The organism is Candidatus Pantoea deserta (genome assembly GCF_003813865.1).
Taxonomy (GTDB): Bacteria; Pseudomonadota; Gammaproteobacteria; order Enterobacterales; family Enterobacteriaceae; genus Pantoea; species Pantoea deserta.
The window spans coordinates 105,334-123,764 of record NZ_RMVG01000002.1 but is presented as its reverse complement, the minus strand read 5'-3'; the positions used below and the strand labels follow the sequence as shown (position 1 = coordinate 123,764).

General features: G+C 54.7%; 17 protein-coding genes and 1 tRNA gene. 3 read left to right on the top strand and 15 right to left on the bottom strand.

Going from position 1 to position 18,431, the window contains the following annotated elements:
• The first annotated feature begins 173 nt into the window (after positions 1 to 173).
• Both BBB56_RS03160 and BBB56_RS03155 read left to right on the top strand, forming a co-directional pair.
• Positions 174 to 1,136, top strand: a complete 963-nt coding sequence (locus BBB56_RS03160; RefSeq protein WP_123798719.1) for a chemotaxis protein — start codon at positions 174 to 176, stop codon at positions 1,134 to 1,136.
• A gap of 405 nt (positions 1,137 to 1,541) precedes the next feature.
• Positions 1,542 to 3,110 (top strand): methyl-accepting chemotaxis protein, encoded by a 1,569-nt coding sequence (locus BBB56_RS03155; RefSeq protein WP_123798717.1) that lies wholly within the window; start codon positions 1,542 to 1,544, stop codon positions 3,108 to 3,110.
• 104 nt (positions 3,111 to 3,214) lie between these two features.
• Here BBB56_RS03155 and BBB56_RS03150 read toward each other — a convergent pair whose 3' ends face one another.
• From BBB56_RS03150 to proB, 15 genes are all read right to left on the bottom strand, one after another.
• Entirely contained in the window at positions 3,215 to 4,210 is a 996-nt protein-coding gene (locus tag BBB56_RS03150; RefSeq protein WP_123798715.1) for a glycosyltransferase family 2 protein, read from the bottom strand.
• A 16-nt stretch (positions 4,211 to 4,226) separates the two neighbouring features.
• Positions 4,227 to 5,516, bottom strand: a complete 1,290-nt coding sequence (locus BBB56_RS03145) for an oligosaccharide flippase family protein (RefSeq protein ID WP_123798713.1) — start codon at positions 5,514 to 5,516, stop codon at positions 4,227 to 4,229.
• Between the two features lie 2 nt (positions 5,517 to 5,518).
• Positions 5,519 to 6,505 carry a glycosyltransferase family 2 protein gene (locus tag BBB56_RS03140; protein ID WP_123798712.1) on the bottom strand — a complete coding sequence of 329 codons (987 nt, stop codon included), beginning with the start codon at positions 6,503 to 6,505 and terminating at the stop codon, positions 5,519 to 5,521.
• A 712-nt stretch (positions 6,506 to 7,217) separates the two neighbouring features.
• Positions 7,218 to 7,607 carry an acyl-CoA thioesterase gene (locus tag BBB56_RS03135; protein ID WP_123798710.1) on the bottom strand — a complete coding sequence of 130 codons (390 nt, stop codon included), beginning with the start codon at positions 7,605 to 7,607 and terminating at the stop codon, positions 7,218 to 7,220.
• A 130-nt stretch (positions 7,608 to 7,737) separates the two neighbouring features.
• On the bottom strand, positions 7,738 to 8,745 hold the full coding sequence (locus BBB56_RS03130; protein WP_123798708.1) for an alpha/beta hydrolase: 1,008 nt from the start codon (positions 8,743 to 8,745) through the stop codon (positions 7,738 to 7,740).
• A gap of 567 nt (positions 8,746 to 9,312) precedes the next feature.
• Positions 9,313 to 9,388, bottom strand: a tRNA-Thr gene (locus BBB56_RS03125).
• 197 nt (positions 9,389 to 9,585) lie between these two features.
• A complete protein-coding gene (locus BBB56_RS03120; protein ID WP_123798707.1) occupies positions 9,586 to 11,334 on the bottom strand; it encodes a putative phage tail protein in 1,749 nt (582 codons plus the stop codon).
• 47 nt (positions 11,335 to 11,381) lie between these two features.
• The gene (locus BBB56_RS23900) at positions 11,382 to 11,507 is read right to left on the bottom strand and encodes a hypothetical protein (protein ID WP_255420532.1); all 126 of its coding nucleotides are present in this window, start codon (positions 11,505 to 11,507) and stop codon (positions 11,382 to 11,384) included.
• Between the two features lie 28 nt (positions 11,508 to 11,535).
• Positions 11,536 to 11,829: a hypothetical protein gene (locus tag BBB56_RS03115; RefSeq protein WP_123798705.1), complete on the bottom strand. Its 294-nt coding sequence runs from the start codon at positions 11,827 to 11,829 to the stop codon at positions 11,536 to 11,538.
• Entirely contained in the window at positions 11,826 to 12,173 is a 348-nt protein-coding gene (locus tag BBB56_RS03110; RefSeq protein ID WP_123798703.1) for a DUF7940 domain-containing protein, read from the bottom strand. Before BBB56_RS03110 ends, BBB56_RS03115 begins: the two co-directional genes overlap by 4 nt.
• Entirely contained in the window at positions 12,170 to 12,637 is a 468-nt protein-coding gene (locus tag BBB56_RS03105) for a glycoside hydrolase family protein (protein WP_123798701.1), read from the bottom strand. Before BBB56_RS03105 ends, BBB56_RS03110 begins: the two co-directional genes overlap by 4 nt.
• 202 nt (positions 12,638 to 12,839) lie before the next feature.
• Entirely contained in the window at positions 12,840 to 13,118 is a 279-nt protein-coding gene (locus BBB56_RS03100) for a transcriptional antitermination N peptide (RefSeq protein WP_123798699.1), read from the bottom strand.
• 423 nt (positions 13,119 to 13,541) lie between these two features.
• Positions 13,542 to 14,273: an XRE family transcriptional regulator gene (locus BBB56_RS03095; RefSeq protein ID WP_123798697.1), complete on the bottom strand. Its 732-nt coding sequence runs from the start codon at positions 14,271 to 14,273 to the stop codon at positions 13,542 to 13,544.
• Between the two features lie 361 nt (positions 14,274 to 14,634).
• The gene (proA, locus tag BBB56_RS03090; protein ID WP_123798695.1) at positions 14,635 to 15,888 is read right to left on the bottom strand and encodes a glutamate-5-semialdehyde dehydrogenase; all 1,254 of its coding nucleotides are present in this window, start codon (positions 15,886 to 15,888) and stop codon (positions 14,635 to 14,637) included.
• Positions 15,889 to 15,899: 11 nt separating this feature from the next.
• Complete coding sequence (proB, locus tag BBB56_RS03085; protein ID WP_123798693.1) at positions 15,900 to 17,003, bottom strand: glutamate 5-kinase; 1,104 nt, start codon at positions 17,001 to 17,003, stop codon at positions 15,900 to 15,902.
• A 252-nt stretch (positions 17,004 to 17,255) separates the two neighbouring features.
• On the opposite strand from proB, the gene ompC reads away from it, so the two are divergent.
• Positions 17,256 to 18,368: a porin OmpC gene (gene ompC, locus BBB56_RS03080; RefSeq protein WP_123798692.1), complete on the top strand. Its 1,113-nt coding sequence runs from the start codon at positions 17,256 to 17,258 to the stop codon at positions 18,366 to 18,368.
• Positions 18,369 to 18,431: the final 63 nt, after the last annotated feature.

The window sequence follows — 18,431 nt, the reverse complement described above, 5'->3', positions numbered from 1 at the left end:
CTCCTTTAGTAAAATTTTTCCGTCTTTCCCCTGTAAGCCTGGCACAAGAATCGCTATCTGCCTGAACTGATAAATTTTGTACAGCCGCCTCTCACCTTTTAGCCGCTCATGCCGATAATAATCTTATACCCCCCTTTTACCGCGCCACAGACGGCTACAAGGCAGAGTCAACGATGGATAATTTTCAAAAAGAGATAGATGAAAGAGCGAATCTGGCGTTATCAAACCGCTTTGAGCTACTGCTGTTTCGCCTGGGCATCGATCAGGCCAAAGGCAAATCAGAACTGTTTGGCATTAACGTCTTTAAACTGCGTGAAATCGTGCCGATGCAGCCCATCACCCGCGCGGCAGGCATGTGCTCGCCGCTGCTCGGCATGACCAATATTCGCGGCCAGTTTATTCCGGTAATCGATCTGCCGGCGGTGGCAGGCTGCACGCCGGAAACTGGTCTTAATCTGCTGCTGGTCACCGAATACGCGCGCAATATTCAGGCCTTTGCCGTTGAGTCGGTTGACAATATTGTGCGCCTCGACTGGAGTCAGGTGCATACCGCCGAAAAAGGCATCGGCGGCCATAACATCACCAGCATCGCCTGCCTGGATGACGACAAGGGCAGCAATAACCTGGCGATGGTGCTGGACGTAGAGCAGATCCTTCACGATGTCATCCCCTCAGTGCGCGGCGTCGAGCCGTCGCCGGAAGCCGCGCGCAGCTTTAATATCAAACCCGGCGCTGTGGCTATCGTTGCGGAAGATTCAAAAGTGGCGCGTCAGCTGCTGGATCAGGGTCTGAAAAGCATGGGCATTCCCGTGCTGATGCACAATACCGGCCTTGAAGCCTGGCTGAAAATCAAAGAGATGAGCGACGCGGCACTGGCGGCAGGCGAATCGATCCATGACAAGATTGCGCTGGTGCTCACCGATCTGGAAATGCCGGAAATGGATGGCTTTACCCTGACGCGTAATATCAAGCGCGATGACGTGCTGAAGCGCATCCCGGTGGTGATCCACTCCTCGCTGTCCGGCAGCGCCAACGAAGACCACGTTCGTAAGGTCGGCGCAGACGGCTACGTCGCTAAATTCGAAATCAACGAACTCTCCGCCGTTATTCACAGCGTGCTGGAAAAAACGCTCTGAACTGTCCTGAACACGCGATCGCTGTCGCGTGTTCTTCTCTCTTTTTTCTCCTGTCAGCAACCGGGCAGCGCCGCTCTTTTTCAGGGTGTTTCGCTGCGGCCTGCGATTGCTTCCCCCCGGTATGGCACCGCTTAGCCGGACTAATTAGATCCCCTTCCTGCCGCTCTTAACCCTGCTTGCCGCTAATGAATTTACTTTAGATTCAGCAGGCTGGCAGCAGACCCCGCACGTTACGCCCGGAAAAAAATTAAAGTCAAAACAAAAACATCCGATAACCTGTGCGCCAGCTCTCATTTTTAGCCGTTGCGTATCGGTCTGAGGGTTCGGCACAGGCCAGCCTTAAACAGACGTTAAAAACTTAACTGTCAAAGTGAAATGTTTTATGTCATCGCGGGGAAAACAGAGATGTGGAGTCTAAAAAATATGAAGGTGGGTGCCCGGCTAGGCATCGCATTCGGTATTGTCGTGGCGCTGATGATTATTATCGGCGTAATGACCGTCAGCAAGATTCAGAGTATTAACAGCGGTATCTCAGCTATTGTCGACGACCGTTATGTCAAAGTGCGCCTCGCCTTTGACGTGCGCGACGGCGTCAATGACCAGATCAAATATCTGCGCGGCCTGGTGATCGATACCATGCATCCCGACAGAAACGTTAAACGCTATGGCCAGCTGGATGAAGCCACCCAGCGCACCAATACCGCAATGAACCGCATTGCCGCTATTCAGGTGACCGCCGTCGGCAAAAAGAAAATTCAGGGGCTGATTCAGGCAGGCAAGGATTTTGAAAACGCGAAAACCGCGCTGATTGCGCTGATCAAGGCGGGCGATTTCGACAGCGCCAGCGTCTATGCGCTCAAAACCATGACCCCTTCTCAGAATGCCTTTTTAGAGGGCGCGGAGAAATTCGCCACCTCGCAGGATTCGCAGCTGCGCAGCGAAGGCCAGGTCATTGTTGACGCCGCCAGCAGCGCGATCACCATCACGCTGGTCTGCGCCGTGCTGGCCATTATCGCCTCAATCCTGCTGGGCATCTATCTGACCCGCTCTATCGTGCGTCCGCTGACCGAAGCGGTAGGCGTGGCCGAACGCGTGGCCGCAGGCGACCTCAGCTCGAAAATTACTATCGACAGCCGCGACGAGACCGGCATTCTGATGCGGGCACTACAGCAGATGAACGATAACCTGCTGAGCATCGTGACCGAGATCCGTACCGGCTCCGATACCATTGCCGTGGCCTCGAACCAGATTTCCAGCGGCAACCTCGACCTTTCCACGCGTACGGAGCAGCAGGCCAGCTCGCTGGAAGAAACCGCGTCAGCGATGGAACAGATGACCTCAACCGTCAGGCACAACGCCGACAACGCGCGTGAAGCTAATCAGCTGGTGGCGACAACCTCTGCCGTGGCGCGTGAAGGCGGTGAAGTCATGGAGCAGGTCATCGAGAAGATGGAGGCGATTGCACTGTCGTCGAAAAAAATCGTCGATATTATCAGTGTGATCGACTCTATCGCCTTCCAGACCAATATCCTGTCGCTTAACGCTGCCGTCGAAGCCGCACGCGCGGGTGAACAGGGGCGCGGTTTCGCCGTGGTCGCCAGTGAAGTGCGCAATCTGGCGCAGCGCTCGGCATCAGCAGCCAAAGAGATTAAAACGCTGATTGAAGATTCCGTAACTAAGGTGGATGAAGGCAGCCGACTGGTTTCTCATGCCGGTTCCACCATTGGCGAAGTCGTCAACAGCGTGAAGAGCGTGGCGGGTATTATGAGCGAGATTACGATTGCCAGCAGCGAGCAAAGCACGGGCATTAGCGAAATCAATATGGCGATTACCCAGATGGAGGCGGTAACGCAGCAGAACGCCGCGCTGGTGCAGGAAGCCTCGGCGGCCTCGCAGGCGCTACAGGATCAGGCAGAGCGCATGGCTCAGGCGATGAGCGTGTTTAAAACCGGCGCGCTGCATCCCGCGCAGTGACCCAGTGAGCAGCAGGCGGCCACCGCTGGCCGCCTGCTGTATTTCACTACTCGATACCACAGACAACGAAACCCTGATTGTGTGCAGCGGATGAAACACATCCATTAAAAAGCGCGCGCCTTATATAAGGCATAAAGACAATAGTAAGCCGCAAAGCTGTTGAAGTTCATAATAATATATTTCAGCTTTTCATTGCGGTTCAGCAAAATAAAAATTCCCTTCGAGTATCCGCCATGTTTGATTTCACTGATTTCGCGTGAAATTTCATTGTGCGTGAAGTGGTCGTGATACATCGCGGTCACAATCTGCATATCCAGCGCCAGCACGCGTTTCGACACGCCCTTAAGAAAGTAGTCGATGTCGCGATGCTTATACTTACTCATGATGGTGTCATACAGCCCGGTCAGGAACTGTTTGCGTGTCTTCAGCTCGTTGTACTGAACGCGCTTTTTTGACAGCGAATCCATGACGTTTTCATAGTGATACGCCGTACTGTCAATCACTATGCAGTTGCTGATGTTGTAAAAGTATTTGAGGTTGAACAACAAATCCTCGCTCATAGAGATGCCTTCGAGGAAATGCAGGCCGTTCGCCTCAATGACCCGTCGGTTATAACATTTGTTATGCAGATAGCCGATATTGTCGCTCATCTCCAGCTCGCCGAGCAGATAAGGCATCTCCTGTGCGGCAAAATAGCCATATTTGCGGATGCTGCCAATCCGGTCGTCAATAAGATTACCTACGATCAGCTCCACCTGACTGCCGTAGTGGTTATCCAGCGACTGCTGAAAACTGGCGAGAAAGTGATCGTCTACCCAGTCATCCGCATCAAGGAAAATAACAAACTCTCCCTGCGCCTGTTTCAGCGCGCGATTGCGCGCGGCGCTGACCCCTGCATTCTGCTGAGAGATAACGTGGATATTTTGCTGGTAGCTAAATTCGTCCAGCAGCGCGGCAGTGCCGTCGGTGCTGCCGTCATTCACGACAATGACTTCATAGTCCTCGCAGGTTTGCTGCAACACACTGATTAATGTTCTTCTCAGTGTTTTTTGGGCATTCCACGCAGGAATAATGATGCTGAACCTTGGTGTTGGACTCATTTTTCATTCCTCTTTACTATCTGAGGGTTTTGGCGTCGTTTAATAAAAACCATATTTTTTTGGGACTCAGAAAAGACCGATGAATGCTGAACATCGGCTGTGCGGCAAAAAAGTAATTCAGCAGCGTGAAAGAGAGCAGCTCGGTCAAAATAACGCTAAAGGCTGCGCCGGTCAGGCCATACAGCGGCACCAGAACGACGGAGGAAACCAGGCAAATCAGCAAGACGAAAAAGGTTTTTTTCACCAGATAGGCATAGCCGTTGTATTTGATGATAAAGCGATCCATCACGCTGCTCAGCAAACCGAACATCGCGCCTAAACAGAGCCAGACCGTCGGCGCAACCGCGTCCTGATAGGCCGGGCCGTAAAAGGTGTGAATAAACGGCGGTGCCAGCAGCGCGACGGCGGCAATGACCAGCGCCGAAACCGCAACCACCAGCAGGTGCAGCTGCTGGATTTTTACAATGGCCCGCTTCGGATCGCGCTCCGAGAAAAAGGCGGGATAAAAGGAAGCCAGTAACGCGTTCGGCAAAAAGACCCAGGCGCCGGACAGCGTTAATGCCACTGAAAACACCCCTGCCTCTTTAACGCCGAGAAAATAGCTGACGCTAAACTGGTTCAGTCGGGTATAAAGGGCGACGGCAACCACGGAAAAAATGAGCGTGCCGCCAGAAGCCAGCATATAGCGGGAATAGGCTTTAAGCTGCTTCGGCTTCGGCCTGCGCAGCGCGCCTTCATAGCGGTGAAATAGCGCCAGCTTAATCACAAACGGAATAAAGGTTGCCAGCACGACAGGCAGCGCCAGATAGTTCGGGTCCAGCTCAAAGTAAGAGATAACGAAGCGTATCGCGAGGCTAATGGTTAAGCCGACGGCATTGGCAATCACATTCAGCCTGGCGTTCAGCATCGCCTCGTTAAACACATTGACCAGATCGAGAGCGGAGAACAGGCAGGCTATGGCCGCGGCAACAATAAAAATCTGCGCCTGAGAGGCCATCTCCTCATGCATCACCACCATGCCTGCCGACGCCAGTATCAGGTAGAGCGTCAGAATCAGCACGGAAGCGGAAATCATCAGTTTGATGCCTGAGCGTTTATTCTGCGACAGCCGTTTCAGCAGAATAACGTCGCTGCCCATATAGGCCACGGTCTGCAAAAACTGAAACACCAGCAGCGAAATGGAAATAATGCCGAACGTCGTCGGCCCGACATACTTCGCCACAAAAGAGGTAACGAATATCAGGCCAAAGACCGCGATGATTTTCTCGGCGATCATCCACATCGAGTTTTTTAATTTCTCTTTCATGGTTAACCTCCGCGTCCTGCGCTTTGCGCCAGTTTGCGCATCTGCGAGATGAGGCGCGGCGAACAGAAAAAGAGCATAAAGTAGAGGCTCCAGCCGTTAATAATCACGCCAGAAGAGAGATAGGACTTAAAGGCCTGACGGTAGCGGCGAATATGATCATTAATAAAGGCGGAATTAAACTCACCTGAGACGATCGCCTTATATAAATAGGCCGAGGAGACTTTCAGCAGCAAGAAATAGAAAAACTTATCATTGCTGCGTCCCAGCACGCGTTGCATTTCGCTAAATGAGCGCGCAAAAGAAAAATGCTTTTCGCGCACCGATGAGCGTGTCGCGGAATTTTCCGACTCGACGTAGTGATAAATCACGCTATTAATACAGATCACCTGCTGTGTTCCCAGCAGGCTGAGATACTGCATAACAAACAGCAAATCTTCAAAGTTGGCGATCTGCTCGTTGAAGCGCAGCTGATGGCTGCGAACCAGTTCGCCCCTGAAAAGCTTGTCGCAGATGCCGTGGCGCGGATGAAAATAGAGCAGATCGTTCACCGCATCGCTGGCGCTGAGCACGCGCTGCGCTTCTGCCGGGAACGAGCGCGCGACAGGCTCGCCCTGCGGCGTAAAGTGCTGCGACTCGCCCACAATCAGGCCTACGTTGTCATTCATCAGCGACAGGCAGCGGCTCAGCGCATCGGCAGGCAGAAAATCGTCCGCATCGACAAAGCGCAAATAGGCGCCGCGGGACGCAGCAATGCCCGCATTGCGCGCCGACGACACTCCGCCGTTGCGCTGGCTGATAATGCGAACCTGTGGATGCGCGCGCCAGCTCTCCAGCATCACCGGCGAGCTGTCCGTCGAGCCGTCATCAATCAGGATCAGTTCCACGCGCGGCTCCCCTTGCGCCAGCACGCTTTCAACACAGCGGACAATCGAGTTCTCGGCGTTATACACCGGCACAATTACGCTGATTAACGGGTCGTTAAGCGTCATCACAGGTCCCCTGCAAATAAAGAGTTTTACGTACGCGATATATTTTTAGTGCCGATAGCATCTCAGCATCTTTTCACTTTTTCCCTCAGGAAAAGTTCGCGACTAAAGAAAATAGCAGACTTGATTAATGAGATATTACGTACCGCACTGGTCCCGTCAATGGCATGCCCGTTAAACCGGAATTTCCGCACCCGCGCGCCAGGTATTTATCAGAATTAATGGATAAGCAGAGATTACGATTATCTGTGAGACTTTTCTTTCAATTGAGAAGCAATGATTAAACAACAAAAAGCGCGCAAATTAAAAAGCGTATCGAGACGCTCGCCAGCATTCTTTTATCTTCGGATTTTTCCTGGTGTTGAGAAGATAAAAAGGCTTAGTTTTCATCAGGCATGATAAAAACCCTCAGGATCAGGTTAGCCAGACTTGATTATTTTTATTGCTCAAGCCGCATAATATTCATCAGCCATCGGTAATGGCCGTCTGATGCAAAAAAAATCATTCGCCGGAAACACAGCGCCAGCTTAAACAAAGATGATGTGAAAGAGGCGAACTAACCAGCACAAAAAAATCACACAGATTAATGTGACGGATGTCTCCTGAATTTGACCCGGCGGTTTAAGAATAGGATGAGATGTCAGGGCAGAGAGAAACAAGGTATTCTACTGAAAAGCAAGGTGAAGAGCGCGTTTATGGCTCTTCACCTTGTGGATTAGAGCGGATTCAACGCCTTCATTACCGCCTCTGGCATGCTGGGCCTGCCGTTCACCAGGCAGGTGGCCACAAAAGTGGCTTCGGCATAAATCACGCCCTCAACCTTTATCTGCTGAACAAAGTTAACCCGGTTACGCTTGTCGTTTTTCTCCAGCACACAGGTTACTTCCAGGCGATCGCCCTTTTGCAGACTTTTGCGGAAGCGCAGCGAGTACTCCAGCACCATATACAGGCGCCCCTGTTTGAATTCCTCTTCAATATCGATGCCCAGCGCTTCGCGCATATAGGCATGACGCGTCCATTCCATATAGAAGGGGTAATAAAGGCCATCTACGATGCCCTGAAAATCAATATGGTTTTCGTCTACCTCATAATGCTTTGCAAACATATCCATTTCTCGCAGTAGTGATTAAATTAACTGTATAATTTTTGTAATTTATCCTGATGCTGAAGGTGGCGCATCGGTTTTTAGTGCCACAGATGATGTAAAAAAGCCAGGCAATGTGCCTGGCCTGGGATCAATTAAGATGCGCTTTCAACTCCTCAGCGGCCTGACGCAGTGCGGTGCGGACCGCCGGAACCTGACTCAGACCGTTTAACAGACCATAGTCGTGGATCAGACCGTTGTAGCGCGTGACGGTCACGTCTACGCCTGCGGCATCCAGTTTACGGCCAAAGGCTTCGCCTTCGTCGCGCAGCACATCCAGCTCCGCGGTCTGAATAAGCGTTGGCGGCAGACCCTGCAACTGTTCAGGCGTGGCGCGCAGCGGCGAGGCCAGGATATTACTGCGATCGCTCGCCTTCGTGGTGTAGTTATCCCAGAACCATTTCATCATATTGCGCGTCAGGAAATACCCGTTCTGGAATTGATGATAGGAACCGGTATCAAAACGGGCGTCAGTGACCGGCCACAGCATCACATCGTAGCGAATGGCCGGCGTATGCTGCTGCTTCGCCTGTAGCGCCACCGCCGCCACCATATTGCCGCCGACGCTGTTACCCGCCAGCGCCAGACGTTTACCGTCTACGCCAATCTCGCTACCGTGTTCTGCAACCCAACGGGTGGCCGCATAGGCCTGATTAATCGCCACCGGATAGTGCGCCTCTGGCGACGGCGTGTAGTTAACAAATACCGCGGCCGCACCCGACTCCACCACCAGATCGCGCACCAGACGCTCATGCGTCGGGAAATCGCCTAATACCCAGCCGCCGCCGTGGAAAAACATAAAGACCGGCAGCGCGCCCTGTGCGCCTTTCGGCTTCACAATATTCAGTTTCAGGGGCTGGCCATTCACTTCAATGGTTTTTTCCGTGACATCGGCATCAGGCAAGGCCGCGCCTTTTTGCGCGCCGATAAGCACCTCGCGCGCCGCCTGAGGCGACAGCTGCTCCATCGGTTTGCCGCCGCTGCTGTTCAGGGCATTCAAAAAATCCTGCACGTGACGCTCCGGCTGCGGTGCTGCGGCGAAGCTGCTGGTAGAGGCGGCGGCCAGCGCCAGTGCTAAAACAGTCTGTTTAACTTTCATGAGGTTACTCCTTTAATCAATTCACTATTAAATCGCACACTATTTAAATGCGCGCTAAGGCTGGTTGCGCATTCGGGATGCAGTGAATTTATATAGTGCGCTATTCAATAGCAAGTTAAATTTATAACCAAAGAAGCGATTATTTTATAACTATTTGATTAATATTATTTTAATAATTTATTTCCGCACAGACTGCTAAATGGGGCGGGTGAATACAGGCAGGCATCCGGCTTCTGAATGATCTGTCCCGTGTTTGATTTGAAGCGAGATCAGTGACTCTTTCAACGCGCCTTCTGCATTCTCATAGCAGTCACCTGTCTGCATGACTGCTTTTTGTATGCTGTGCAGCAGACTGACTGCTACCCGTGTGCAAGGCAGCGTTCGGGAGTACTTATTTAGGTGTGTTGTAACTAAAGGCGAGTTATCGTCTGTTCCAGCTCCTGCTTCCAGCACGGCAAAGATTATCAGATGCCGGGAAAACGATAGCGTGATGCTGCGGACAGGAGCATGGTAAAAGCCGGAAAAAAGGAATAAACAGGACTGGATCAGATAAAAGAAGGATCAGAGTGGTGCCGGAAACAGGAGTCGAACCTGCGACCTTCGCATTACGAATGCGCTGCTCTACCAACTGAGCTACACCGGCATAAAGGCGAGAACTACGGGGCAATACGTTAGAAAAAAGCGGCACTTCCGTCAAGAGCCAGCGCGCGCGGATGCTGGTTTTCTCGTCATTTGACACATAAAAACCGCAAAGCGGGCTGAACGCCCTCTCCTCTCTGCGTCTTCTGCGCCAGAAACAAAAAAAGGCGAGGCCGAAGCCTCGCCAAAACGTGCCCATCCTCAATCGTAATAAGGCACCTTGCGGTCCGTACCATTGATATTGATAAGCACAAAGCCCGAAGGCGTGGTTTTATTTGTCGGCGTACCAGCGGTCGTCGCGAGCGTTACTACGCCTTTCTCATTAGCGCCAATCCCTGCAAGACCATTGTGCAGGCCAAAGCGTGCCGCCGGTTTGAGCGTGCCCATTTTGGTGGTATCCGTCACCACCGACATATCAGGCTGGAACAGCGAGCAGGAGCCGGTATCGAAACGCGTCGGACCGGTGTTTTTCAGGTTAAACATGGTATCGCCGCTGTTGGCGGCCAGTTTGACCCACACCACCGCATAGGTGGTGCCGACGCGGCTGTAGCGAATATCCAGCACCGCCGGCTGCCCCATATGGCAGGCATCCGCCCAGACGGTTTCCAGCCGTTGTAGGTTAATCCAGGTTTTACCCGTACCCACCATATTCACCGGCGAGGTCGCCGTCGTAGAGGGCGAAGTGGCGTCCGCCTTACCGATCAGCTCAATGATCCACTGCTGATTCGCATTAGGGAAAAAGAGCTGCCCCAGGCGATACCAGTTATCAGTGCTGGTGTTATTCGTCACCTTATAGCCGCTGTAATAACCGACGCGCAGCGAACCGGTCATAAAGGTACCGTGGTTTTCATCGCGGCGATAACCGTACTCAAAGGTCGAGAGCCAGCGGCCGCTGGCCGAATCCTGGGAGATTTTCGCGCCGGATTGCAGGCCAATCTGACGCATCACGACGCGCGCATTATTGAGGTTAAACGGGTTGCCGCAGTCCTCGATATTCAGCGTATCGATGGTCCAGCCTCCGTCGGAGAGATCGCCGGGGTTGCGGGTGTGCTCAATCCAGACGTTGCGTAAAATCCCCTGCGTCACGCGCGGCATATAGAGCGTGGCGTCGCCGTAGCCGGTCTGGAAGTTGGCGTTGCTCAGCTCAATCGCCGTGGAGTGATCCCAGACGCCGTTCGGTGAGTTTGACCAGCCCACATCAAAGACGCGCGAATAGGTGTAAAGGGTATAGATCTGGTCAAACTTACTGTCGAGCGTATCCAGCAGTTTAAACACCGTCCCGCCGGTATTCTGCGCGCGGAAGCAGTGAATATTCACCGTCTCCCCTTCGATACAGGTGTTCTCAAAGAACGGCTGGTTATTGCTCACCAGATCGGCGGTGATAGTGCCGGTATTAGTAACGGTGTCGGCACTGGCCTGACCGTTCCAGGCCATACCGGCGATAACCGTGCGGCGCGCTTTGACCTTAAACACCGGCGTGGCGCTTTTATCGGAGATAATGGTGGTGCGCGGCAGCGAGCCGAGCGGCGAGTCGTCGCCGAGCAGACCAAAGAAGGTCGCTTCAGAGGCGCTGAGATCGATAGGCTTGATCAGGAACTTCCCGCCGGGAAAACGCACGGGCAGCGCGACACAGTTGGCGTTCCAGGTTTTGGTCCAGTTATACATCCGCATAAAGGCGTCGGTATCGTCGGTCGCCCCGTCCCCTTTCGCGCCGAAGTGCAGCACGTTCAGTTCGGAAGGATCGTTAATGGTGCGCTTCCAGTAAAAGCCATCGCCGACCGCAATGGTGCCGCCGTCGTCTTTCAGCGTGGTGGTGCCGAGATAGCCGACAAAATCGCCGCCGCCACGGAAGGTAGAATCCTTGTCGTAGTAGCGGTTCAGGCTGGCGACTTCACCGGCTTTGCTGGGTTTGGTCAGGCGCAGTTCAGCATAAGAGTTCACTTCGATCATGGTATCCTCCTCAGGATGTCAGGATGTTAACGCTTGAATAGCGCTAATCAGGGTTTGGCCGGATGGCCGCAAAGCTGATCCCACATGTCGTTGTGGGTATTGATGGCGCGAACGGTGCGCGCGTCGAGGCGCTGGGCGTCGTCGCCGTGGGTGTAAATCGGGGAGAAAAGCACGCAGGCCGAATCGGTGACGGCGACAGGTTCAGGGCTGGTTGTATTTCGACTGCCGCAGCTTGTCACGAGCAGCAGCGTCATCAAGATTGCTGTTTTGGGTCGCAACACGGGTCGCCTCCTCGCGATGCTGTTGTTGTTGATGCGCGACGGCGGCGGTTTGCGCCGCCTCTTTTTGCGCGCTTTCCGTATCGGCTTTCGCCTGCTGCTGCGCCTTGCCGATCTTTTTACCGCCGAAGTAGCTGGCGCCGATCGCCGCAACCACGGCGCCGATCGCGGCGATCCAGTGCCAGCTGCCCGCCAGCAGCGCTGTAAGTAGGCTCATGATTTTTTTGCCTCCAGCTGCTGCTTCTGGATAACCAGATTCTTCTGCCGGACAAACTGCGCAACCACGCCCATCGCCACCATAAAGGCGCCGATCAAGCCGAGGTAGTTGTGAGGAAGAATCGACTTAACGTCTTCGGGCAGAGCGTTCCAGGCATCCAGCGCGGAGGAAGGAAAGGACTGCACCCAGGCGCTGAGCATCGATCCCAGCGAGGCGAGCCATACCGACCAGGTTTTAAACAGCAGACGCGCGTGCGCCACAAACTCCAGCGTGGTGAAGCGCTGCATAATGAGCAGCACGATAATCACCGCCAGCACGGCGATAATGAAAATTAACCATCTCATAGCAGCCCCCTGTACACGTCGTAGGTGCCGCTGCGCATCACTTCGGCATGACGACGGGCGCGTCCCGGCGTCTGACGCGCCCACAGGCTATTGAGCATGGCGTTAGCCGCGCCGTCGTAATCGCCCGCCGCGACCGCGCTCAGCATATTTTTGAACAGCGACAGGCCATCGACGCCAAGCTGATAGGCCATGCTGTAGAGCACATCGCTGCGCGCGTCGTTGCATTTCGCCAGCGCCTGCTGCATCAGCGGACGGCTCTGCATCTGCTGCGCTTTGCCTTCAATGATGCACTTCTTCCATACGTCGCCGACCTGGCGCGGCACGCGAAACACGTAGTTATTGAGCGATGCCCCTTTCGGTCCGATGCGGATGCCGCCCGCCACGGTGGGAAATCCCTGCGTGTCGAGATAAGGCGCTTCGACATACCCCTCTTCAAAATTGAGAATCTCAATAATTTGACTCATAGCCATTCCTCTTTTCCGGGCATGGGAAAAATTTTCCGATGCGACAACGACAGTTAACGCGCACTGATCAGTGCCAGAAATAATCCCAGCGCTTGCCCAGCCAAACCCAGCAGCAGGACTGAACAGTGCGGTGATAATTCCCGTCCAGACAAAACGGGAGAAAAGGTGAAGTAAAGCGGTACAGGCAACAATCAGGACAGGTTCAGCGCACGGCGTAGAGATGCACATGCGGCAGACAGCAATTATCAAAACTGGCGGTCTCGGTACGAGTGACGTGCGGTGTGGCTATCGCCCGCTCAACGCGTGAGATTGTGGGGCGCTGAGCAATGCGCTCGGCGCGGCGTAACGGGGGGGTGTCGGGTTCACAGCCCAGCGCCTGATCGATGCTGAGCTTGAGTCGGCTGAGCGGCTGTCGCCGCCGATGCCTGCGGGTGCGGGCGTTGCCTACAAAGACGCTTTTGCCATAGTTTATTATCGCCATAACTCCTCCTGTGAATGAGTCTTTGGCGATGGGGTGGCAGGCGCGGGTTTTCGGCAAGCCGAACCGTCCCGGATGCCGCGTTTTCCGCTCACAGCGCAGTGACCCGGCTGTAATAACAGCCAGGCTAAGCGCGAGTAGGGAGAAAAAGGCGGCATCTGACGACGCTGCATGTGCGCATCCACCCCATCCCAAAGTTCACTGACTTTGAATGGTTTGATTCGCGCTTGTGCAGCGCCTCGATTGTTTAAGAGCGGCTCATTCCCTGAGTTAACTGCTTCGTTGGTCCACGCTCAAATTATTAACGTGTTCTTATGCTTTATCAAACACCAACAGTTAATTTTTTATTTACTATTGGTTAAATTTTTGAATTTTGCTGAATTATTTTTTTTCAACAGCCGGGCGGAGACCGGATTTGACCGGTCTTTAACCCAGAATCTGATAGTGACGCGCCTGACTGAGGATCACTTTTGCCAGCACCTGCATGCTGTCAACGTCTTCGCGATTAAGATACCAGGTTTCATAGCGCTTATTGTCTGAAATGACAGCGATTTTCCTGTGCTGCAACTGCAGGCGCTTCAGGTAAAGCTGGTTATCCAGAGTGAAAATGTAGATGCCGTCGCCGTCAAACACCTTTACGCTGATGTCGACAAACAGCTGATCGCGCGGCGCAAAGGTCTCTACCATCGAATCACTGTTGATGGCGATAAGGCGGATGTTCTCTGCCGGGCGGCCGTTGAATAACACGCGCGCCTCATCGACGCCGTACTCAACGGCGTGGATGGTCTCGACAAATTCATCGCGGGCATGCAGCCCGGACGCTGACTTCTGACCAATATCCAGGCTCTCAACACGGAAAACGTTGCGCTGCACGTTCAGACTGTCGCTCGACAGCGACGCGGCAGGCTTCTCCATGCCGTACTGCAACCACTCAACCCGCACGCCCAGCAGATGGCTTAACGCCAGCAAATTTTGATCGTCCGGGATGGATTGCGCGTTGAACCACTTCCACACGCCCGGCGTCGATATTTTGCACCCCTGCTGCTGTAACGCTCTGGCAACCTGTTTGTTTCGTCCATGTCCGACAATTCCCGCACTTTCGCATGCGGCAATCAGCCTGGCAGTGAAAGCTTGTCTCGTACTCTCTTTTTTAACCATTAGTTAATAATCTGCCATAGAGGAGATACTGAATGTTATTTTCATTATTGCTACCAGTTCATTTTATATTACCGTCCGTTTACTACCCAATTGCTTTTGTAAAGCAACGCTAATTATCATTATCCCGTTCACCTCCAGCGCAACCAGCAGCAATCGCGCCGCGCCCTGACGCGCCGCTGCTTTCAGGAATGTTCCGTTGCAAAACGCGTAAAAAACGCGCGTCTGCCGCAGAGGAAAAATAATCCCTGACAGGGGCGTCGGAAGATGCGCCTGAAAACTCCAAAATTAGCTGGATCGAAAAAAAGGCATGAAAAAAAAGGGCGTCCGAAATGGACACCCTTATTGTTAAATAAAATCGCAATCAGGGGCGCAAGGTATCGTCACCCCAGGCGACCCATTTATAGGTCGTCAGCGCCTCCAGACCCATCGGACCGCGCGCGTGCAGTTTCTGCGTGCTGACCGCAACCTCTGCGCCGAGACCAAACTGACCGCCGTCGGTAAAACGGGTACTGGCGTTAACGTAAACCGCCGAGGAGTCTACCTGATTGACAAAGCGGCGGGCGTTTTGCGTGCTGCGCGTCAGAATAGCGTCCGAGTGCTGGGTGCCGTGCGTGCGGATATGGTCAATGGCCGCATCCATGTCATCCACCAGCTTCACATTGAGATCCAGCGACAGCCACTCGTCGTCGTAGTCGCCCTCTTTTACCGGCGTCACGCTGGCGTCGCTGCCCTGCAACAGGTCCAGTACATTCTCATCGGCGTGCAGCGGAATGCCTTCCTGCGCCATCCGCGCCGTAAAGGCGGGTAAGAAGCGTTCGGCCATGGCGCGATGGATCAGCAGCGTCTCCAGCGAGTTGCAGGCGCTGGGGCGCTGTTTTTTCGCATTAACGATAACCTCCAGCGCTGGCGCAATCTCCATGGTTTCATCAAGATAGATATGACAGACGCCGATGCCGCCGGTAATCACCGGAATGGTTGAGTTCTCGCGGCACAGCTTGTGCAGCCCTGCCCCGCCGCGCGGGATCAGCATATCGACATAGCGATCCAGCTTCAGCAGCTGATTCACCAGCTCGCGATCCGGATTTTCAATCGCCTGCACCGCAGCAGCAGGCAGGCCATACTGCTGTAGCGCATTCTGAATGACACGCACCGTCGCGGCGTTGGTGCGCCACGTCTCTTTGCCGCCGCGCAGGATCGCCGCGTTACCGGTTTTCAGACACAGGCTGGCAACGTCCACCGTCACGTTGGGGCGCGCCTCGTAAATCACGCCCACCACGCCCAGCGGTACGCGCCGACGCTCGATACGCAACCCGCTGTCGAGCTGGCCGCCGTCAATCAGCTGGCCGACCGGATCGGCCAGCTGGCAGACCTTACGCACGTCCTCGGCGATGGCGCTCAGGCGCGCTGGATTCAGCGTCAGGCGATCGAGCAGCGCGGCGCTCATGCCGTTAGCGCGCGCATCAGCGAGATCCTGCTCATTAGCGGCCAGGATCGCATCGCGTTCGGCATCAAGCCGATCGGCAATGGCCAGCAGCACCTGGTTTTTCTCAGCGGTCGACAGATCGGCCAGCTTATACGCGGCGGCGCGCGCCGCTTTACCCATTTCTTCAAGCATTTGACCGCTCCTTAACTGACGATCATATCGTCGCGATGCACGGCCACCGGACCGTATTCATAACCGAGGATTTCCCCGATCTGCTGGCTGTGATGGCCCGCAATCATGCGCAGCGCGTCGCTGTTGTAGCGCGAGACGCCGTGTGCGATGTCACGCCCCTGCAGGCTGCGTATGCGGATCACCTCGCCGCGCGAGAAGTTGCCGCGCACGTCGCGAATGCCTTTCGGCAGCAGCGAACTGCCGCGTTCGAGTATCGCATCCAGCGCGCCGTCATCGACGGTGATTTCGCCGGCTGGCGGCGCGCCGAAAATCCAGCGTTTGCGGTTCTCCAGCGGCGTTTGCATGGCATGGAAACGGGTGCCCACCGGCTTGCCTTCAATAACGTCGGCGATAACGCCCGGTCGGCTGCCTGCCGCAATAATGGTGTCGATACCGGCGCGACAGGCGACGTCCGCCGCCTGTAGTTTGGTGGACATGCCGCCTGTGCCCAGCCCGGAGACGCTGTCGCCCGCCAGCGCGCGCAGCGCGTCGTCGATTTCATGCACATCGCTGATCAGCTCGGCCTGCGGATTGCTGCGCGGATCGGCGGTAAACAGCCCCTGCTGATCGGTGAGCAGCAGCAGCTTGTCGGCGCCGCCCAGCATCGCCGCCAGCGCCGACAAATTATCGTTGTCGCCGACCTTGATCTCCGCCGTGGCGACCGCGTCGTTTTCGTTGATTACCGGCACGATATGGTTATCCAGCAGCGCGCGCAGCGTGTCGCGCGCGTTAAGGAAACGCTCGCGATCTTCCATATCCGCGCGGGTCAGCAGCATCTGGCCGATATGAATGCCGTAGATTGAAAACAGCTGTTCCCACAGCTGGATTAAACGGCTCTGCCCCACCGCAGCCAGCAGCTGCTTTGAGGCGATGGTAGGCGGCAGCTCAGGGTAGCCCAGGTGTTCGCGCCCGGCGGCCATCGCGCCGGAGGTGACGATCACGATGCGATGGCCGGCCGCGTGCTGCTGTGCGCACTGACGAACCAGCTCTACAATATGCGCCCGGTTTAACCGACGCGATCCGCCGGTAAGGACGCTGGTTCCCAATTTGACCACCAGGGTCTGACTGCCGCTCATAGTTCCTGCCGTTTAAATAAAAAAGAAAAAATTTCTGCGAAGGGACGTTTTATCAGGAGTAGGAAGCGAAGCCAACTCCCCGCCGGGGAAAAGCACAAAAATCCCCAGACACTTTGCTAGTCCAAAAGTTCGCATATCACAAGAAACCAGAAAAAATGTCATAAATCCTTCATCTCAAACCGGTAAAACGTCCCGTGTTTTATAAGCCCTTTGAAGGGCATAACGCATTTTACTCACTGGGATTGATAGCAAATGAAGAAAAGTACACTGGCACTGGTTGTCTCTGCTCTGGCCCTGACTTCGGCTGCTCACGCCGCGGAAGTGTATAACAAAGACGGCAACAAGCTGGACTTCTACGGCAAGGTCAAAGCGATGCACTATTTGAGCGACGCGGACAGCCAGGACGGGGATAAGTCCTATGTGCGCATCGGTTTCAAAGGCCAGACTCAGATTAACGACCTGATGACCGGCTATGGTCAGTGGGAATATCAGTACAACGTCAATAACTCAGAAGGCTCGGATGCCAGTAACGGCAACAAGACCCGTCTGGGCTTCGCCGGCCTGAAGTTTGGGCAGTATGGCTCTGTGGACTATGGCCGCAACTACGGCGTGCTTTACGACGTGGAAGCCTGGACCGACGTCTTCCCGGAATTTGGCGGCGACGGCACCGCGCGTTCCGATAACTTTATGACGCAGCGCGCGACGGGCGTCGCGACCTACCGCAACAACAACTTCTTTGGTCTGGTGGACGGCCTGCGCTTTGCGCTGCAATACCAGGGCCGCAACGACGCCAACGGCGCTAACGCGCGTAGCGACATCAACCGTCAGAACGGCGACGGCTACGGCGCGTCGCTGGGCTACACCCTGGGCGACACCGGCATCAGCGTGATGTCAGCGATCACCTCTTCTGACCGTACTAATCAACAGCAGGCGCGCGCCTATGGTCAGGGCGACCGCGCGGAATCCTGGGGCGCTGGCGTGAAGTATGACGCCAACAGCGTTTACCTTGCGGCTATCTATACCGAAACGCGCAACATGACGCCGTTCAGCGGCACCGACCGCGCGACAGGGCTGGCCGCAGCCGGCGCCGCGAACAAAGCGCAAAACATCGAGCTGGTGGCGCAGTATCAGTTTGATTTCGGACTGCGTCCGTCGCTGGGCTACGTGCAGACCAAAGGCAAAGATATTGAAAACGGAATCGGCGACGCGGATCTGGTGAAATATATCGACGTGGGCGCGACCTACTACTTCAACAAAAACATGTCGGCCTTTGTGGATTACAAAATCAACCAGCTGGACGACGACAACCGTCTGAGCCTGAACAACGACGATGTGGTTGCCGTGGGTATGACCTACCAGTTCTGATCCCTGTCGCCGCCGCGCGCGGCGGCGACAGAGCGTTTCCCTCGCGGTGTCTGATAAACAAGG